Below are 17,378 nucleotides of genomic sequence, written 5' to 3'. Positions count from 1 at the left end.
GGCTTCGAATGGTTGCGTAGACCATTTCAGCAATCGTGCCAACTTTGATCGTCAATAAAACCGGGGCTTTTCATTGATCAATGTCAAAAGGACACACTCAGGCGTATAGTCATTCCGACCAACAGGAGTCCATATGACTGCAAAGCCCCTGCTCACTGCCCTCCTCCCTCTGGTGAGCGACTTGTCCCGCGACCTCCCCGACCAGGAACGCTACCGCCGGCTGCTGCAGGCCATGCGCGGTCTGCTGCCGTGCGATGCCGCGGCGCTGCTGCGCCTGGATGGCGAGTGGCTGGTGCCGCTGGCGGTGGATGGCTTGTCAGCGGACACCCTGGGTCGACGCTTCCGGGTCAGCGAGCACCCGCGCTTCCAGGCCCTGCTCAGCCGCCCCGAGCCCACCCGCTTCCCTAGCGACAGCCCGCTGCCCGACCCTTACGACGGCCTGGTCGACGCCGCCCATGTGGATCTCGAGGTGCACGACTGCATGGGTTGCCCGCTGATGGTCGACGAACGCCCGTGGGGCCTGCTGACCCTCGACGCGCTCACCGCCGGCCAGTTCCAGAGCCTCGAGCTCGACGCCCTGCAGGCCTTCGCCAGCCTGGCCGCCGCCACGGTAACCGTGGCCGAGCGCATCGAGCACCTGGCCCTGCGCGCCGAGGATGAACACCAGCGCGCCGAGGTATATCGCCAGGCCAGCGGCCAGGACCGCGAACTGATCGGCCAGAGCAAGGCGCACAAGCGCCTGGTCGAGGAGATCCGCCTGGTCGGTGGCAGCGACCTGACCGTGCTGATCACTGGCGAGACCGGCGTCGGCAAGGAACTGGTGGCCCAGGCCCTGCACCATGCCAGCCAGCGTGCCGGCAAGCCGATGATCAGCCTCAACTGCGCCGCCCTGCCCGACACCTTGGTGGAGAGCGAACTGTTCGGCCATGTGCGCGGCGCCTTTACCGGCGCCCATGGTGAACGCCGCGGCAAGTTCGAGCTGGCCAACGGCGGCACATTGTTCCTCGACGAGGTCGGCGAGCTGCCGTTGGCGGTGCAGGCCAAGTTGCTGCGGGTGTTGCAGAGCGGGCAGTTGCAACGCCTGGGTTCGGACCGCGACCATCAGGTCGATGTACGCCTGATCGCCGCGACCAACCGCGACCTGGCCGAAGAGGTGCGCAATGGCAACTTCCGCGCCGACTTCTACCACCGGCTGAGCGTCTACCCGCTGCAAGTTCCGCCCCTGCGCGAGCGAGGCCGCGACGTGCTGTTGCTGGCTGGCTTTTTCCTCGAACAGAACCGCGCGCGCCTGGGGCTGGGGAGCCTGCGGCTGTCCACCGACGCCCAGGCCGCCCTGCTGGCGTACGGCTGGCCGGGCAACGTCCGCGAACTGGAACACCTGATCGGTCGCTCGGCGCTAAAGGCATTGGGGCAGCAAGGACGGCGGCCGAAGATCCTCACCCTGGAAGCGGCTGACCTCGATCTGCGCAACGTGGCGCCGAGCATACTGGCAGAAACCGAGGCACCGTCAGCTGACGCGCCGCTGCCCGAGGGGGGGCTGCGCGAGGCGGTGGATGATTATCAACGGCAGATCGTCGAAGCGTGCCTGGATCGTCACCAGGACAACTGGGCAGCCGCAGCCCGGGAGTTGGGGCTGGATCGGGCCAACCTGAGCAGGCTGGCCAAGCGATTGGGACTGCGCTGACGGGGCTGCGAAGCAGCCCCATACAGAGCGAATAGCAAACTAAGCTAAAGCCTGGCGCCAGAAAGCCGATAACCCGGCATCCTCCCCCTCATTCATAGCGAAGGTTGTCCATGGCCACGCAAAAAGCCCGCGCGGACTCGCTGTCCCTGCTGCTGTTCACCCTGCGCAGCGGCAAGCTGATGGCTATCAACCTGCTCAAGGTCAGCGAGATCATCCCCTGCCCGCCGCTGACCAAGCTGCCGGAGTCCCACCCGCACGTCAAAGGCGTCGCCACCCTGCGCGGCAACTCGTTGTCGGTGATCGACCTGTCCCGCGCCATCGGCGAAATGCCCCTGGCCGACCCCGACGGCGGCTGCCTGATCGTCACCGAGATCAGCCGCTCGCGCCAGGGCCTGCACGTGCAAGCGGTGAGCCGTATCGTCCATTGCCTGAGCACCGACATCAAACCGCCGCCCTACGGCTCGGGCAACCGCTCGTTCATTACCGGCGTCACCCGGGTCGACAATACCCTGGTGCAGGTGCTGGATATCGAAAAGGTCATCCACGGCATCGCCCCGCCCCCCCACGAACCGCACCCGGGGGAAGTCAGCGAAGAAGATGCAAGCCTGCTGGCCGCCGCCAACATCCTGGTGGTAGACGACAGCCAGGTCGCGTTGCAGCAGTCGGTGCACACCTTGCGCAACCTTGGCATCGAGTGCCACACCGCGCGCAGCGCCAAGGATGCGATCAATGTGCTGCTGGAGCTGCAAGGCACCGACAGGGAGATCAACATCATCGTCTCGGACATCGAGATGTCCGAGATGGATGGTTTCGCCTTCACCCGCACCCTGCGCGAAACCCCGGACTTCCAGCACTTGTACATCCTGCTGCACACCTCGCTGGACAGCGCGATGAGCGGTGACAAGGCCAAGCTGGCCGGGGCCAATGCCATTCTCACCAAGTTCTCCTCGCCGGAGCTGACCAACTGCCTGGTGACGGCGGCGCGGGCGGTGGTGTTCGAGGAGCGCTGACACATCAAGTCAGGACTTTCCTGACTTGATGAAGGAAAACGTTCGGGCATAATTCGCGCCCTTCGCAGGTTCATTGCCGGTGTCGCGTATGAAATTACTCAATTCGTTCCTGATTCTCTGCGCCTTCGCCAGCGGCGCAGTACACGCTTCGAGCAACCAAGCCTGGAGCGACCAACGCCAGCACATGCTCAAAGCCTGTCTGGCCGCCAGCCAGTTCAAGGACGCCCACGCCCTGGGCAAACCCGCCGAGTTCGACGACCAGATCGGTTACAGCGCGCTGCTGATCGAGGGCATCTACCCCCAGAAGCACATGCAGAACCGCACCGGTACCGAGCTGTGCCTCTACGACCGCCAACGCCAGCAAGCCTTTACCACGGAATGGGAAGCCGGCAAACGATGAGCGACAGTATTCGCTTCGCCTGCACCGGCTGCGGCAAATGCTGCACGGGCCATCATGTGCCGCTGACGCTTGCCGAGGCCCACCAGTGGGCGATCTCTGGTGGTCAGGTGGTGGTGCTGATCGAAGGTTTTCTCGCCGATGGCCCCGGCATGCCGGCAGACCAGCGCGAGCATGTGCTGCGCCGTTCGCACCCGGTGCCATGCGGTGACGCGCAGTTGCAGGTATCGGTGACCTTCGCCGCGTTCAATCCAGGGCGCTGCCGCAACCTCGATGACAACGACCTGTGCGGTATCTATGAAAGCCGCCCGCTGGTCTGTCGCATCTACCCGGCGGAGATCAACCCGCACCTGCCGCTGCGCCCGGAAAACAAGGACTGCCCGCCCGAGGCCTGGACGCAAGGGCCGGAACTGATTCACGGCAACCTGCCGGTGGATGAGGCGCTGCGTGCCCTGATCGAAGCCTCACGCCAGGCCGACCGCGATGATATCGCGGCCAAGGTGGCGATCTGTCAGGCGCTGGGGATGACCACCAGTGCGCTGAAGGGCAATGGGTTTACCGCGTGGCTGCCGGACATGGCGGCGTTTGCCTCGGTGCTGGAGCAGGCGCCACAGGCGGTCGATGGACCGTGGGTGGTGCATGTGCAGGACGAGACACTTGCGGCCGATCTGCAGGGTCATCGCCTACAGGTGACGGGCGTAGCGCCGGTCTACTATGCGTTCATCGGTTTCTAGATAGATCCGGCATAGACAACTCAGTCAATCACTGACAGCGCCGCCAGAACTCATCCGCCAGCCGCCGCAGGTCCTTGGCCAGGTCCGCCACGTCACTGGCGCTGCTGTGGCTGCGCTGCCCGACGCTGACCGTCGCCTCGCTGGCCTGGCGGATGCTGGTGATGTTGCGGTTGATGTTCTCGCTGACCTGGCTCTGCTGCTCCACCGCCGCGGCGATCTGCAGGCTCATCTCGTTGATCTGGTTGACCCGCACGCTGATGCTGTCCAGCGCGTCGCTGGCCAGTTGCGCCTGCTCGACGCTGTGCCCGGCATGGGCACTGCTCTGCTGCATCACCTGCACCGCCGCGCGGGCACCGTCCTGCAGGGCACCGATCATGCGCTGGATATCGTGGGTCGACTGCGCGGTGCGCTGGGCCAGGCCACGCACCTCGTCGGCGACCACCGCGAACCCCCGCCCCTGGTCGCCTGCGCGCGCCGCCTCGATGGCGGCGTTGAGCGCCAGCAGGTTGGTCTGCTCGGCGATGCCACGGATCACGTCGAGCACCCCGGAAATCTCGCTGCTGTGGTTCTCCAGTTGCTGGATCACCTCGCTGGCTTCCACCAGCGAGCCGGCCAGGTCCTGGATCGCGCAGCGGTTGCGATCGACCAGCTGGTGGCCTGACTGGGTCTCGTCCTCGGCCTGGTCGGCCGCCATCGCCGCCATCTGCGCGCTGCTGGCGACCTGGGCGACACTGGCGCTCATCTGGTGGATCGCCGTGGCCACCTGGTCGGCTTCGCTCTGCTGCTCGAGGCTGTTGGCGTGACTGCTGTGCAAGGCCTCGACCAGCGAGCCCGAGTGCCCGGCCAGGCGCGAGGAGGTGTCGCCGATACGCCCGACCACCGCCCCCAGCTGCGCCTTGAGCATGCGCATGGCGAACTCGATCTGCCCCAGGCCGTCACGCCGGCCGGTGTACAGGTGCTGGCTGAGCGGATTGTCGGCGATCGTCTGGGCCTGCCGACGTAGCCGCTCGTATGGGCGCAGCAGCACCAGGATCGCCAAGCTGCTCAAGCCCCCAGCCGCCACCATCTCCACCAGCGATTCCAGCAGCGGTGCCCCCAGCCACCATTGACCCGCGCCTATCACCAGCGCCAGTACCACACCGACCGCCAGCGACAAGCGTGTGCCCAACTGCAGTACCGGTAAGCGCTCGCGCCAGTCACGCCGGCCTTCGCGCAACCTTGCATAGCACCGCTCGGCCGCCGCGACCTGCTCGACCCCAGGCTTGGTCCTCACCGACTGGTACTCCAGCACCTGCCCGCCACTGCTGATCGGCGAGACGAAAGCGCTCACCCAGTAGTGGTCACCGTTCTTGCAACGGTTCTTCACCAGTCCCATCCACGAGCGTCCGGCCTTGAGCGCCTGCCACATCTGGGCGAAGGCCTGGGGCGGCATGTCGGGGTGGCGGACGATGTGGTGGGGATTGCCCAGCAGCTCCTCGCGCGCGAACCCGCTGACTCGCAGGAAATCGTCGTTGGCATAGGTGATGCGGCTGTCCAGATCGGTGGTGGACAGGATATTGGCGTCGCCGGGGTAATCCACTTCGCGACCGGTAACAGGCATATTGCACTTCATCGGAGGCTCTCGTTGTTGTACGTGAAATCGGCAGGGCGTACGACTCTAGGGGCAAACGCCAACGTAACATTGATCCATGGCAGGGTATTGGCACTTGGCCATCAACCCACCGAAACTGACAGCCATGACAGCCAGGCGTCACGCTGCCGACCCGGACGGCGCGCTATAACCCTGCAATAGTCCAATCCATTTCCCAGCCCCTTGGCCAAGGTGCCTGCCCCGATGCGACGTCCGTCCCGCTACCTCGTACTCGCCGCCATGGCCCTTGTCCTGCTGATCGCCATCAGTGCCTGGCAGGGATTGCGCCGCGAAGCCCCGGCCAACCGCGCCGCCAGCGCGATACCGGTGCGCGTGGTCGCCGTGGCCCAGCAGGACGTGCCGCGCTACCTGAGCGCCATCGGTTCGGTGCTGTCGCTGCACAGCGTCGAGGTGCGCCCGCAGGTGGAGGGCGTGCTGACCCAGGTGCTGGTCAAGGAAGGCCAGTGGGTCAAACAGGGCGACCTGCTGGCCACCCTCGATGACCGGGCGATCCGCGCCAACCTCGACCAGGCCCGCGCCCAGCTCGGCCAGACCCAGGCGCAGTTGCAAGTGGGCAACGTCAACCTCAAGCGCTACCAGTTGCTCAGCAGCGACGACGGCGTGTCCAAACAGACCCTCGACCAGCAGCAGGCGCTGGTGAACCAGTTGCAGGCAACGATCAAGGGCAACCAGGCGGCCATCGACAATGCCGCGGTGCAGCTCAGCTACACGCAGATCCGCTCGCCGGTGAGCGGTCGCGTCGGCATTCGCAATGTCGACCCTGGCAACCTGGTACGCACCAGCGACACTCAGAGCCTGTTCAGCGTCACCCAGATCGACCCGATCGCCGTGGAGTTCGCCCTGCCCCAACAGCAGCTGCCAGTCCTGCAGGGCCTGCTCAACTCGGCCACACCCGCCGAAGTGGAGACCTACCTGGACGCCGACGGCGAACGCAGCCTGCTCGCCAAGGGGCACTTGATGCTGATCGACAACCAGGTCTCGGCCACCACCGGCACGGTGCGGGTCAAGGCCGAGTTCGACAACCGGGACGCACGCCTGTGGCCGGGCCAGCTGGTTACCGTGCGCCTGCGCACGGCGGTGGACGAGGACGCCCTGGTGGTGCCGCCGCCGGTGGTGCAGCGCAGCATCGACGGCCACTTCGTCTACCGCCTGGACGGCGACAAGGTCAGCGCCGTACCGGTCAAGGTGGTGTACCAGGACAGCACGCTGAACGTCATTGCCGGGGTCAAGGCCGGCGATCGCCTGGTGCTGGACGGTCAGTCGCGGCTCAAGCCCGGCAGCACCGTGGAAGTCACCCCCGACACCCCTGCCCCGGCGCAAATGGCCGAAAGCAGGAGCCAGCCATGAACACCCGCAACGGCGTCTCGGCCTGGTGCATCGACCACCCCATCGCCACCCTGCTGCTGACCTTCGCCCTGGTGCTGCTCGGTGCCATCGCCTTCCCGCGCCTGCCGGTGGCGCCGCTGCCCGAGGCCGACTTCCCGACCATCCAGGTTACCGCCCAGTTGCCCGGTGCCAGCCCGGAAACCATGGCCTCGTCGGTCGCCACGCCCCTGGAGGTGCAGTTCAGCGCCATCCCCGGCATGACCCAGATGACCAGCAGCAGCGCGCTGGGCTCGACCAACCTGATCCTGCAGTTCACCCTCGACAAGAACATCGACACCGCCGCCCAGGAGGTCCAGGCGGCGATCAACACCGCCACCGCGCGCCTGCCCCAGGACCTGCCCAGCCCGCCCACCTGGCGCAAGGTCAACCCGGCCGACAGCCCGGTGCTGATCCTCACCGTCAGCTCGGCGCAGATGCCTGGCAACCAACTGAGCGACTATGCCGAGACCCTGCTGGCCCGCCAGCTCAGCCAGATCGACGGGGTCGGCCTGATCAACATCACCGGGCAACTACGCCCGGCCATCCGCGTGCAGGCCCAGCCCGAAAAGCTCGCCGCCATCGGCCTGACCCTGGCCGATATCCGCCAGGCCATCCAGCAGACCAGTCTCAACCTGGCCAAGGGCGCGCTGTACGGCGAGCACAGCGTGTCGACCCTCGCCGCCAACGACCAGCTGTTCCACCCCGACGACTACGCGAAGCTGATCGTCAGCTACCGCAACGGCGCCCCGGTGCACCTGGCCGACGTCGCCAAGGTGATCGACGGCGCCGAGAACGCCTACGTCAGGGCCTGGTCCGGCGAACAGCCGGGGTTGAACCTGGTTATCTTCCGCCAACCCGGGGCAAACATCGTCAACACCGTGGACCGGGTGATGGCTGCCCTGCCCCGCCTGCAGGAAATGCTGCCGGCAGCGGTCGAGGTGTCGGTGCTGCAGGACCGCACGCAGACCATCCGCGCCTCGCTGCACGAGGTCGAGCTGACCCTGCTGATCGCCGTGGCCCTGGTGATCGGGGTGATGGCGCTGTTCCTGCGCCAGTGGTCGGCGACCTTCATCGTTTCCAGCGTGCTCGGCGTGTCGCTGATCGCCAGTTGCGCATTGATGTACGTGTTCGGCTTCAGCCTCAACAACCTCACCCTGGTGGCCATCGTCATCGCCGTGGGCTTCGTGGTCGACGATGCCATCGTCGTGGTGGAGAACATCCACCGCCACCTGGAGGCCGGCGACGACAGCCGCACGACCGCGCTCAAGGGCGCCGGCGAGATCGGCTTCACCGTGGTGTCGATCAGCTTCTCGCTGATCGCCGCGTTCATTCCGCTGCTGTTCATGGGCGGCGTGGTCGGCCGGCTGTTCAAGGAATTCGCCCTGACCGCCACCGCGACCATCCTGATTTCGGTGGTGGTCTCGCTGACCCTGGCACCGACCCTCGCCGCGCTGTGCATGCGCCGCCCGCCCGAGACGCAGCATGGCGGCTTCGGCCAGCGCCTGGTGCGCTGGTACGAGAAGGGCCTGGACCGGGCCCTGGCGCACCAGCGTGTCACCCTCGGCGTGTTCGGCCTGACCCTGGCATTGGCGGTGGTCGGCTACGTGGCCATCCCCAAGGGCTTCTTCCCGCTGCAGGACACCGGGTTCATCCTCGGCACCAGCGAGGCGGCGGCCGATGTGTCCTACCCCGCGATGATCGAGAAGCACAAGGCCCTGGCGAAGATCATCGAAGCCGACCCGGCGGTGCGCGCCTTCTCCCATTCGGTAGGTGTCACCGGCAGCAACCAGACCATCGCCAACGGGCGCTTCTGGATCTCCCTCAAGCCCCGTGGCGAGCGCGACGTGTCGGCCAGCGAATGGATCGACCGCATGCGCGCAAAACTGGCGCAGGTTCCCGGCATCGTCCTGTACCTGCGCGCAGGGCAAGACATCAACCTCAGTTCCGGGCCGTCGCGCACCCAGTACCAGTACGTGCTCAAGAGCAACGACGGCGTTGCGCTGAACCTGTGGACCCAGCGCCTGACCGAACGCCTGCGCGAGAATCCGGCGTTCCGCGACCTGTCCAACGACCTGCAACTGGGCGCCAGCGTCACCCGCATCGACATCGACCGCCAGGCCGCCGCGCGCTTCGGCCTGACCACCACCGACGTCGACCAGGCGCTGTACGATGCCTTCGGCCAGCGGCAGATCAGCGAGTTCCAGACCGAGACCAACCAGTACAAGGTGATCCTCGAACTGGACGCCCGCCAGCGCGGCAAGGCCGAGAGCCTCAACTATTTCTACCTGCGCTCGCCGCTGTCGGGCGAGATGGTGCCGCTGTCGGCCCTGGCCCATGTCGCACCGCCCAGCACCGGGCCGCTGTCGATCAGCCACGACGGCCTGTTCCCGGCGGCCAACCTGTCGTTCAACCTGGCCCCCGGCGTGGCCCTGGGCGATGCGGTGCAGATCCTCGAACGCACCCAGCGCGAACTGGGCATGCCCGACTCCATCGCCGGCAACTTCCAGGGGGCCGCCCAGGCCTTCCAGAGTTCACTGTCGAGCCAGCCCTACCTGATCCTCGCCGCGCTGGTGGCGGTGTACATCATCCTCGGCGTGCTCTACGAGAGCTTCGGGCACCCGCTGACCATCATCTCCACCCTGCCCTCGGCGGGCCTGGGTGCGCTGATCCTGCTCTGGGCCATGGGCCAGGACTTCACCATCATGGGCCTGATCGGCGTGGTGCTGCTGATCGGCATCGTCAAGAAGAACGGCATCCTGCTCATCGACTTCGCCCTCGAAGCCCAGCGCAACCACGGCATGACGCCCGAGCAGGCGATCCACCAGGCGTGCCTGGTGCGCTTTCGCCCGATCATCATGACCACCCTGGCCGCATTGCTTGGCGCGCTGCCACTGATGTTCGGCTTCGGCGCCGGCGCCGAACTGCGTCAGCCACTGGGCATCGCCGTGGTCGGCGGCCTGCTGGTGAGCCAGGCCCTGACGCTGTTCACCACCCCGGTCATATACTTGGCCCTGGAGCGTCTGTTCCACCGCCGCCAGGCCACCGTCGCCCCCGCGCCGACCGCCAGTTGAGACAAGACCATGCGTGTGCTGATCATCGAAGACGAAGAAAAAACCGCCGACTACCTGCATCGTGGCCTCACCGAGCAGGGCTTCACCGTCGACCTGGCCCGCGACGGCATCGACGGCCTGCACCTGGCCCTCGAAGGCGACTACGCGGTGATCGTGCTCGACGTGATGCTGCCTGGCCTGGATGGCTACGGCGTGCTGCGCGCACTGCGGGCGCGCAAGCAGACGCCGGTGATCATGCTCACCGCCCGCGAGCGGGTCGAGGACCGCATCCACGGCCTGCGCGAAGGCGCCGACGACTACCTGGGCAAACCGTTCTCGTTCCTCGAACTGGTGGCCAGGCTGCAGGCCCTGACCCGGCGCAGCGCCATTCATGAGCCGCTGCAGATCCAGGTGGCGGACCTGTGGATCGACCTGATGGCGCGCAAGGCCAGCCGGGCCGGCCAGCGCCTGGACCTGACCGCCAAGGAGTTCTCGCTGCTCAGCGTGCTGGCCCGGCGCCAGGGCGAGATCCTGTCCAAGACCGCCATCGCCGAGCTGGTCTGGGACATCAATTTCGACAGTGACGCCAATGTCGTCGAGGTGGCGATCAAGCGCCTGCGCGCCAAGCTCGACGGGCCGTTCGACAACAAGCTGCTGCATACCATTCGAGGCATGGGCTATGTCCTGGAACATCGTGGCTGAAACCTGCACTACCCGCCCCCATGAATTGGCCGCAGGTAACGCCCGATGAATCCTTGGCGCAACTCCATCGCCCTGCGCCTGTCGGCGCTCTTCGCCCTGGTGGCGCTGGCGGTGTTCGTGCTGATCGGCAGCGCGCTGTACCGCCAGGTCGACCACAGCCTCGACCTGCTGCCGGCGGCCGAACTGGACGCACGCTTCAGCGTGCTCGAATCCACCCTCAACCGCTTCGGCACCTCCGAGCACTGGGCCAAGATCAACAACAAACTCAACCTGCTGAGCGAAGAAGACCGACGCATCCGCTTCTGGGTGGTGAGCGGCGCCCCGTCCTTCGAGTACGGCCATCCCAGCGAACAGGTGCGCGACTTCGCCAAGGGCCCTGTGGGCATGCGCGAGCTGCGCCTGTCCGACAGCCCCTATCCCTACAAGGTGCTGGTCAGCGAGCTGCCCGCGCAGGGTGAGCGCCCGCCCCTGCGTTTTCTGATCGGCATCGACACTGAAACCTTCTGGCAGGCCCAGCACAGCCTGCTGGTGGCCATCGTTGGCCTGGCGGTTTTCGGCGTGCTGCTGGCCTCGCTGCTTGGTTACTGGGTCGCGCGTATTGGTCTGCGGCCCCTGCTCGCCCTCTCCGAAGAAGCCCAGGCCCTGGCGCCGCCACGCCTGGACGATCGCCTGCAGACCCGCGACCTGCCGCCGGAACTGGCGCGCTTCGCCGGCACCTTCAATGCCGCCCTCGACCGAGTCAGCCAGGCCTATTCGCAACTGGAAGCCTTCAACGCCGACGTCGCCCACGAACTGCGCTCGCCGCTGACCAACCTGATCGGCCAGACCCAGGTCGCCCTCACCCGCGGGCGCAGCGCCGAGCACTACTTCGAGGTGCTGCAATCGAACCTCGAAGAACTCGAGCGCCTGCGCAGCATCATCAACGACATGCTGTTCCTGGCCAGCGCCGACCAGGGCAGCAAGGCCACCGCCCTTACCCAGGCCTCGCTGGCCGAGGAAGTGGCCACCACCCTCGACTACCTCGACTACATCCTCGAAGACGCCCACGTCAGCGTCACCGTCAGCGGCGATGCCCAGGCCTGCATCGAAAAGGCCCAGTTGCGCCGGGCGCTGATCAACCTGCTGAACAACGCCGTGCAGCACACCGCACCGCACCAGGCGATCCAGGTGCGCATCGAGGCGAATGACGAGCAAGTCAGCATCGCGGTGAGCAACCCGGGGCCGGCGATCGACGACGAACACCTGCCGATGCTGTTCGAGCGCTTCTATCGGGTGGATGCGGCCCGCGCCAACAGCGGCGGCGGCAACCACGGACTGGGCCTGGCCATCGTCAAGGCAATCGCCCTGATGCACGGCGGCAGTGTTTTCGTGCACAGCGAGGCCGGGGCCAATACCTTCGGTATCAACTTGCCGAGCGCTCAACTACGCGGGTTTGCGGTAAAAGTCTGAGTATTTTTGCCGCGATCATTACTTTTTGCGCAACAGTGCTTATCTGAACAGCCTCTGTTTCCCCGCTGTTTACAGGACTAACTTTAGCCCTGTCTCCATTAGCACTTGCCCCGCAAGAAGGTTGTTCCAAATGTCCAACAGTATGGGTATTGCCAGCGTTTTCGTCCTGTCTTCCCTGTTGTTGTCGCCCCTGGCCATGGCGGAAGAATCCCCGGCCTTCGTCGCCCGCAACGCCGAACTCGCCGCGGTTCACCAGGAGGCGCGTGACGCCTACGCCGCGCAGCAGTCCGCTGCGGCTAAAGACGCACAGCAGACAGCTTCCAAGGTATCTGTCGATACCGATGCCGATAGCTGACCGGCCACGCCAGCTGTTTCCAGTTTTCCCTGGGCTACACCATGGGCACTGCCTGTGACGATATGTTAGCCTTTCAAAGCCGCTGCCTTTCAGCGGCTTTTTTTATGCGTCGAAAATCTCAGCCTGGCTGTTACGTCTCTAATAAGAACTTGCAGACACGACAATAAAAAACTGCCCCATCGCTTGACCAAAGGAGTTTGTACCGGTGTCTTTCGCGTTTCGTTTCACCCCGTTGTTCGTTGCATTGGCCGCAACGATGCCCGTGGCCGCACAGGCCGATGAAGCCAAGGCTGATGGCTTCATCGAGGGCTCCACGCTGAACCTGCATTTGCGTAATGCCTACTTCAACCGCAACGAGAAGAATGCCTCGATCAAGGACAAACGCGAGTGGGGCCAGGGCGCCGTCGCACGCTTCGAGTCCGGCTACACGCCTGGCGTAATCGGCTTCGGCCTCGACGCCCACGCCATGGTCGGCCTGAAGCTCGACGGCGGTGATGGCCGTGCCGGCACCTCGATCCTGCCGAGCGCACCGGAAGACAAGGCGCGCCACGCCTTCTCCACTGCCGGCGGCGCGATCAAGCTCAAGGGCTTCGACACCGAGTTCAAGGCCGGTGACCTGTTCCTCACCAACCCGGTGATCGCCGGTGGCGAAAGCCGCATGCTGCCGCAGACCTTCCGCGGCGTCGCGCTGACCAACAACAGCATCGACGGGCTGATGCTCGAAGGCGGCAAGGTCAGCTTCACCAAGCCGTACAACCAGAGCGGCCACCGCCGCATCAACACCTACTACAGCAACCAGACACGCGAGCAGGACAGCCAGAACCTGAGCTGGGCCGGCGCGTCGTGGAGCGGCACCGAGGGCGTCACCGCCAACCTCTACGCCGCCGAGCTGAAGGACATCTGGAACCAGTACTACGCCGACTTCGACTACACCTACGCGGTCAACGACCTGGTCAGCCTGAACCCAGGCGTGCACTTCTATCACACCCAGGACACCGGCCAGTCGAAGCTGGGCAGCATCGACAACAACACCTGGAGCGTGCACTTCACCGTCGCCGCCGGGTACCACAGCGTCACCGCCGCCTACCAGCGGGTCAATGGCGACACGCCGTTCGACTACATCAACCTGGGCGACAGCATCTTCCTCGACAACTCGCGCATGTACTCGGACTTCAACGCGCCGAACGAGCGCTCATGGAAGCTGCAGTACGACTACGACTTCGCCGGCCTCGGCATCCCAGGCCTGAGCACCTCGCTGTCGTACTCGCGCGGCAAGGCCGACCTGACCAAGGCCAGCCAAGACACCCAGTACTACGATTTCTACAACGCCGAAGGCGAAAATGCCCGGCACTGGGAGCGCGACTTCGACGTGAAGTATGTGTTCCAGGAAGGTCAGATGAAGGACCTGTCGGTGCTGCTGCGCTATGCCACGCACCGGGCCAACGCGGCCTACTCGACGATTCAGGACAACAACGAATTCCGCATGATCGTGGATTATCCGTTGAACGTGTTCTGATCTGAAACCGATCGCAGGGCAAGCCCGCTCCCACGCCAGGCGGATTATCAGGCGTGGGAGCGGGCTTGCCCTGCGATGGACTTCAACGGGTACGGTTCAACCCAATCTCCAGGTCATTGATCAGCGCCTTGGCCATGGCACTGAGGATCCGCGCTGCACTCCCTGCTTTCAAATCCCCTTCCATTTCCGCCTCCGTGGTCAGGTGCAGGATGCAACCCTGCAGCACCGACAGCTCGTTGAACGCCAGGCTGAAAGGCACATCGGGCTCAACACGAAAACACTCCAGGAATGTCGAAACGCCGGCAGTGGCAAAACGTTCGGGCTGCTCGCTCATGGCTGCACCTCCAGCGACCTGGCGTGGGCCATCAGGCAGCTCAGCAGCCGGCTGAGGATGGAAATGTTCTCCACCAGGATCTCGGGACGCTCATCCACGGGAAAGGCCATGTAGACGTCGCAGGTGCGGGTCATCATGGTCATCAGGACAGCGGCATGCTCCCAGACTTCGGCGAGGGGCAGATGGTCGATGATGGAGATGTAGGGGATGGGTGGGTCAGGTACTAGCTTTTTCATTTCAAATCGCTCATGTCGATTGAAGAAAATCGCCACTTGAACCTTTCTCACAGGATTAGGTGGCAACCGTGTACGGGGTGAGAAACCGAGGACATGAAACCCGGCCAGACCAGAGGTCTGCCCGAACACGGCTGCCATTGAAGTGGCCGAAAGACATATCATCAGGTTCTCACGCCCGGTCACCAAATTTGGCGACCCGACGACGTTAGCCCTGATGCATTTCCCGGCCTATCCAGACCCTTCCGGCAAGCGCGTAGGATAGGTCCCAAGCACAGCCCAACTGAAGCATTTGGTTTCAGATTCGGAAATGTCGTACATCCCATCGCAGGCCTACTGAATCAATTCCGTCGGGCAAAACACCTTTGATCTTGTCCGACAATCGCGCCTTGCCTAAAATACCGCCGCCGCTTTCCGGCCCACTCCCCATGGATCCCGGGGCTTATGCAGTTGCGAGCATGACGTTGCCCACCCGATCACCACGATCCGCCCTGTACAAGTCACACCCCGAGCTGGTCCTCAACCTGGGCAGCTGCCTTGCCGTGCTCGCCATAGTGGCTATCGTCGGCTACCTGCTGGCACGCGAGCGCGACAGCGTCGAGCAATCGGAAATGCGCTCGTCGAGCAACATCGTGCAGTTGATCGAAAGCGACATCCTGCGCAACGTCGAACTCTACGACCAGTCGCTCAAGGGCCTGATCTGGGCCGTGCAGCACCCCGATCTGCTCAACGTACCGACCAAGCTGCGCCAGCAGATCCTGTTCAACCAGGCCTTCTCCGCGCCGGTGCGCGGCGACATTCTCTGGCTCGACGCCAAGGGCGACGTGCTCGGCGACTCCACCAGCGCGGTGCCGCGCCAGGCCAACTTCGCCGACACCGTGGCCTTCCAGGCGCACCGAGACCGCCCGGGCCTGGGCCTGCTGATCAGTCCGCCGTTCAAGGCGCGGCTGGGCAACCTGGACTGGTGCATCAGCTTCAGCCGGCGCATCTCCGGCGCCAACGGCGAGTTCCAGGGCCTGGCCGCCGGGGCCTTGCGCCTGTCCTATTTCAACGAACTGTTCCAGCGCCTGGACATCGGCGTGGACAGCAGCATCAACCTGCTCAACACCGACGGCCAGCTACTGGCGCGCCAGCCGACCCGGCCGCAGGATCCACTGATCGGCACCAGCTTCAGCGAGCGCCCCAACTTCAAGCGCATCCTCAGCGAGCGCAGTGGCAGCTTCACCGCCCGCTCGACGGCCTATGAGGGCCAGCGCCTCTACACCTTCGCCCGGGTCGCCGACCTGCCGTTGATCGTGCTGGTGGCCCACTCGGCCGATGAAGTGTTCCAGTCGTGGCGGCGTACCGCGATCGTGGTCAGCGTGGCCACCGGCGTGTTGTGCATTGGCATCCTCTGGCTGACCTTGCTGCTGGGCCGCGAGCTACGTCGGCGCCACGATGCCGAACTGGGCCTGGCCACCCTCGCCGCCACCGACAGCCTCACCGGCCTTGCCAACCGTCGCCGCCTCGACCAGGTGCTGCGCCAGGAATGGGCGCGTGCCCAGCGCAACCGCAAGCCGCTGGCGGTGTTGATGGTGGATGTGGACCACTTCAAGGCCTTCAACCAGCGCCATGGCCATGCCGGTGGCGACCATGTACTGCGCGAGGTGGCCACCACCATCGAGCTGTGCATCCGCCGCCCTGCGGACCTGGCGGCGCGTTACGGCGGGGAGGAGTTCCAGGTGGTGCTGCCGGAAACCGAGCTGGCCGGTGCGCGGTTGCTGGCCGAGCGGATTCGCGCCAGTGTCGAAGCGATGCCGCCGTTCGGCGATGACGAGCGGTCGGTGACAGTCAGTGTGGGGATTGGCCTGCATATCCCCGGCACCCATCAGGACCTGGCGGCGCTGCTGGGTGATGCTGACGAGGCGTTGTATCGGGCCAAGGCCAATGGGCGGAATCGGGTGGAAGGACCCGAGGAGTGAGTCATGGGGCCGTTAAACGGCCCCATGCTGATCAGGACCGAGCGCGGGCTGCGTTACGCAGAGCCTTCACCTGATCATGATTGCGCTGCACGCCCTGCAGCTGTTTCTCTACCAAGGCATACGAAGTGTCATTGGCCGAACGCCCCAGTTTGACCAGCTTCTCGCGGGCTTCCTTGTAGGCCTTCAGCGCATGGTCTTCCCCACGCTCCACTTCATTGAGCACCGCTTCTTCATCCTTGCCGGTGACCATCGACTTGAGGTTGACCCAGCCACGGTGCAGGTCACCGCTGATGCTGGTGCTGGTTTCCGGGTCGCCGCCCAGGCGCCGCACTTCGCCCTGCAACTCTGCGGCGGCACTGGCGCACTCGCTGGCACGCTGCACGAAGAATGCTTTAAGTTCAGGGTTCTTCACATCCTCGGCAGAAGTCTTGAAGCCTTTCTCACCATCCTTGCTGTACTCGATCAGGTCGTTGAGTACGTCGATCGTGTCTTTGTTGGGATTACTCATGGCAACAACTCCTTGGCAGGTCATAGTCACCTTGATCGGAGCAGGCTTCGTGCCAAACCCAGGAAATAAAAATAATTCATTAAAATCAGTAACTTGAAGATTTCACAAACATGCCGCTCAAGGGCGTTCTGCATGATCGCCGCTTGGGTCGTCGTGCAGTTTGCAGTAAGGTCGCGCTTCAACCGCCACAGGCCACCGCCCGATGAAACCCGAAACCCTGCAACTGCTGGTCACCCGCACCATGCCTTTTGGCAAGTACCAGGGGCGGATCATCGCCGACCTGCCCGGGGACTACCTGGCATGGTTTGCCCGTAAAGGCTTCCCGCCCGGGGAGCTTGGCGGGTTGCTGGCGCTGATGCACGAGATCGACCACAACGGGTTGGGCGATCTGCTGAAACCGTTGCGGGGCAAGACCAGGGGTTGAAGCAT

16 protein-coding genes and 1 pseudogene are annotated in these 17,378 nt (G+C 64.8%); 12 read left to right on the top strand and 5 right to left on the bottom strand.

Going from position 1 to position 17,378, the window contains the following annotated elements:
- Positions 1-133 precede the first annotated feature (133 nt).
- From norR to LU688_RS04170, 4 genes are all read left to right on the top strand, one after another.
- Complete coding sequence (gene norR, locus LU688_RS04185; RefSeq protein WP_038707393.1) at positions 134-1,684, top strand: nitric oxide reductase transcriptional regulator NorR; 1,551 nt, start codon at positions 134-136, stop codon at positions 1,682-1,684.
- Positions 1,685-1,794: 110 nt separating this feature from the next.
- Positions 1,795-2,694, top strand: coding sequence for a chemotaxis protein (locus LU688_RS04180; RefSeq protein WP_102682490.1), 900 nt, complete (start codon positions 1,795-1,797; stop codon positions 2,692-2,694).
- 88 nt (positions 2,695-2,782) lie between these two features.
- Positions 2,783-3,094 carry a hypothetical protein gene (locus tag LU688_RS04175; RefSeq protein WP_023632440.1) on the top strand — a complete coding sequence of 104 codons (312 nt, stop codon included), beginning with the start codon at positions 2,783-2,785 and terminating at the stop codon, positions 3,092-3,094.
- Positions 3,091-3,825, top strand: a complete 735-nt coding sequence (locus tag LU688_RS04170; protein WP_232888041.1) for a YkgJ family cysteine cluster protein — start codon at positions 3,091-3,093, stop codon at positions 3,823-3,825. Before LU688_RS04175 ends, LU688_RS04170 begins: the two co-directional genes overlap by 4 nt.
- Positions 3,826-3,853: 28 nt before the next feature.
- Here LU688_RS04170 and LU688_RS04165 read toward each other — a convergent pair whose 3' ends face one another.
- Together LU688_RS04165 and LU688_RS27875 are read right to left on the bottom strand one after the other, a co-directional pair.
- A complete protein-coding gene (locus LU688_RS04165; RefSeq protein ID WP_371920591.1) occupies positions 3,854-4,891 on the bottom strand; it encodes a methyl-accepting chemotaxis protein in 1,038 nt (345 codons plus the stop codon).
- A 264-nt stretch (positions 4,892-5,155) separates the two neighbouring features.
- Positions 5,156-5,425: pseudogene (locus LU688_RS27875) on the bottom strand (PAS domain-containing protein); the annotation flags it as partial.
- Positions 5,426-5,659: 234 nt separating this feature from the next.
- Between LU688_RS27875 and LU688_RS04160 the strand changes: the two are divergent.
- The 6 genes from LU688_RS04160 to LU688_RS04135 all read left to right on the top strand — a co-directional run bounded on the left by LU688_RS04160 (position 5,660) and on the right by LU688_RS04135 (position 13,913).
- Positions 5,660-6,823 carry an efflux RND transporter periplasmic adaptor subunit gene (locus tag LU688_RS04160; RefSeq protein ID WP_232888040.1) on the top strand — a complete coding sequence of 388 codons (1,164 nt, stop codon included), beginning with the start codon at positions 5,660-5,662 and terminating at the stop codon, positions 6,821-6,823.
- Complete coding sequence (locus LU688_RS04155; RefSeq protein WP_232888039.1) at positions 6,820-9,912, top strand: multidrug efflux RND transporter permease subunit; 3,093 nt, start codon at positions 6,820-6,822, stop codon at positions 9,910-9,912. Before LU688_RS04160 ends, LU688_RS04155 begins: the two co-directional genes overlap by 4 nt.
- A gap of 9 nt (positions 9,913-9,921) precedes the next feature.
- A complete protein-coding gene (locus tag LU688_RS04150) occupies positions 9,922-10,593 on the top strand; it encodes a heavy metal response regulator transcription factor (RefSeq protein ID WP_046857063.1) in 672 nt (223 codons plus the stop codon).
- 45 nt (positions 10,594-10,638) lie between these two features.
- Positions 10,639-12,042: a heavy metal sensor histidine kinase gene (locus tag LU688_RS04145; RefSeq protein WP_094010254.1), complete on the top strand. Its 1,404-nt coding sequence runs from the start codon at positions 10,639-10,641 to the stop codon at positions 12,040-12,042.
- Between the two features lie 130 nt (positions 12,043-12,172).
- The gene (locus LU688_RS04140) at positions 12,173-12,397 is read left to right on the top strand and encodes a hypothetical protein (RefSeq protein ID WP_023631633.1); all 225 of its coding nucleotides are present in this window, start codon (positions 12,173-12,175) and stop codon (positions 12,395-12,397) included.
- A 205-nt stretch (positions 12,398-12,602) separates the two neighbouring features.
- Positions 12,603-13,913, top strand: a complete 1,311-nt coding sequence (locus LU688_RS04135; RefSeq protein WP_023631632.1) for an OprD family porin — start codon at positions 12,603-12,605, stop codon at positions 13,911-13,913.
- 82 nt (positions 13,914-13,995) lie between these two features.
- Here the strand turns inward: LU688_RS04135 and LU688_RS04130 are convergent, their stop codons facing one another.
- Together LU688_RS04130 and LU688_RS04125 are read right to left on the bottom strand one after the other, a co-directional pair.
- Complete coding sequence (locus tag LU688_RS04130) at positions 13,996-14,247, bottom strand: DUF3077 domain-containing protein (RefSeq protein ID WP_094010255.1); 252 nt, start codon at positions 14,245-14,247, stop codon at positions 13,996-13,998.
- Positions 14,244-14,483 (bottom strand): hypothetical protein, encoded by a 240-nt coding sequence (locus LU688_RS04125; protein WP_023631630.1) that lies wholly within the window; start codon positions 14,481-14,483, stop codon positions 14,244-14,246. Before LU688_RS04125 ends, LU688_RS04130 begins: the two co-directional genes overlap by 4 nt.
- A 461-nt stretch (positions 14,484-14,944) precedes the next feature.
- Here LU688_RS04125 and LU688_RS04120 point away from each other — a divergent pair, with 461 nt between their 5' ends.
- The gene (locus tag LU688_RS04120) at positions 14,945-16,441 is read left to right on the top strand and encodes a GGDEF domain-containing protein (RefSeq protein ID WP_094010366.1); all 1,497 of its coding nucleotides are present in this window, start codon (positions 14,945-14,947) and stop codon (positions 16,439-16,441) included.
- Positions 16,442-16,472: 31 nt separating this feature from the next.
- On the opposite strand, the gene LU688_RS04115 is transcribed toward LU688_RS04120, so the two are convergent.
- Positions 16,473-16,949 (bottom strand): ferritin-like domain-containing protein, encoded by a 477-nt coding sequence (locus tag LU688_RS04115; protein ID WP_094010256.1) that lies wholly within the window; start codon positions 16,947-16,949, stop codon positions 16,473-16,475.
- 202 nt (positions 16,950-17,151) lie between these two features.
- Between LU688_RS04115 and LU688_RS04110 the strand changes: the two genes are divergently transcribed.
- On the top strand, positions 17,152-17,373 hold the full coding sequence (locus LU688_RS04110) for a DUF3820 family protein (protein ID WP_031315465.1): 222 nt from the start codon (positions 17,152-17,154) through the stop codon (positions 17,371-17,373).
- Positions 17,374-17,378: the final 5 nt, after the last annotated feature.

Origin of the sequence: Pseudomonas soli (genome assembly GCF_021283165.2) — a bacterium.
Taxonomy (GTDB): domain Bacteria; phylum Pseudomonadota; class Gammaproteobacteria; order Pseudomonadales; family Pseudomonadaceae; genus Aquipseudomonas; species Aquipseudomonas soli.
This window is presented reverse-complemented; position numbering and strand designations above follow the sequence as displayed.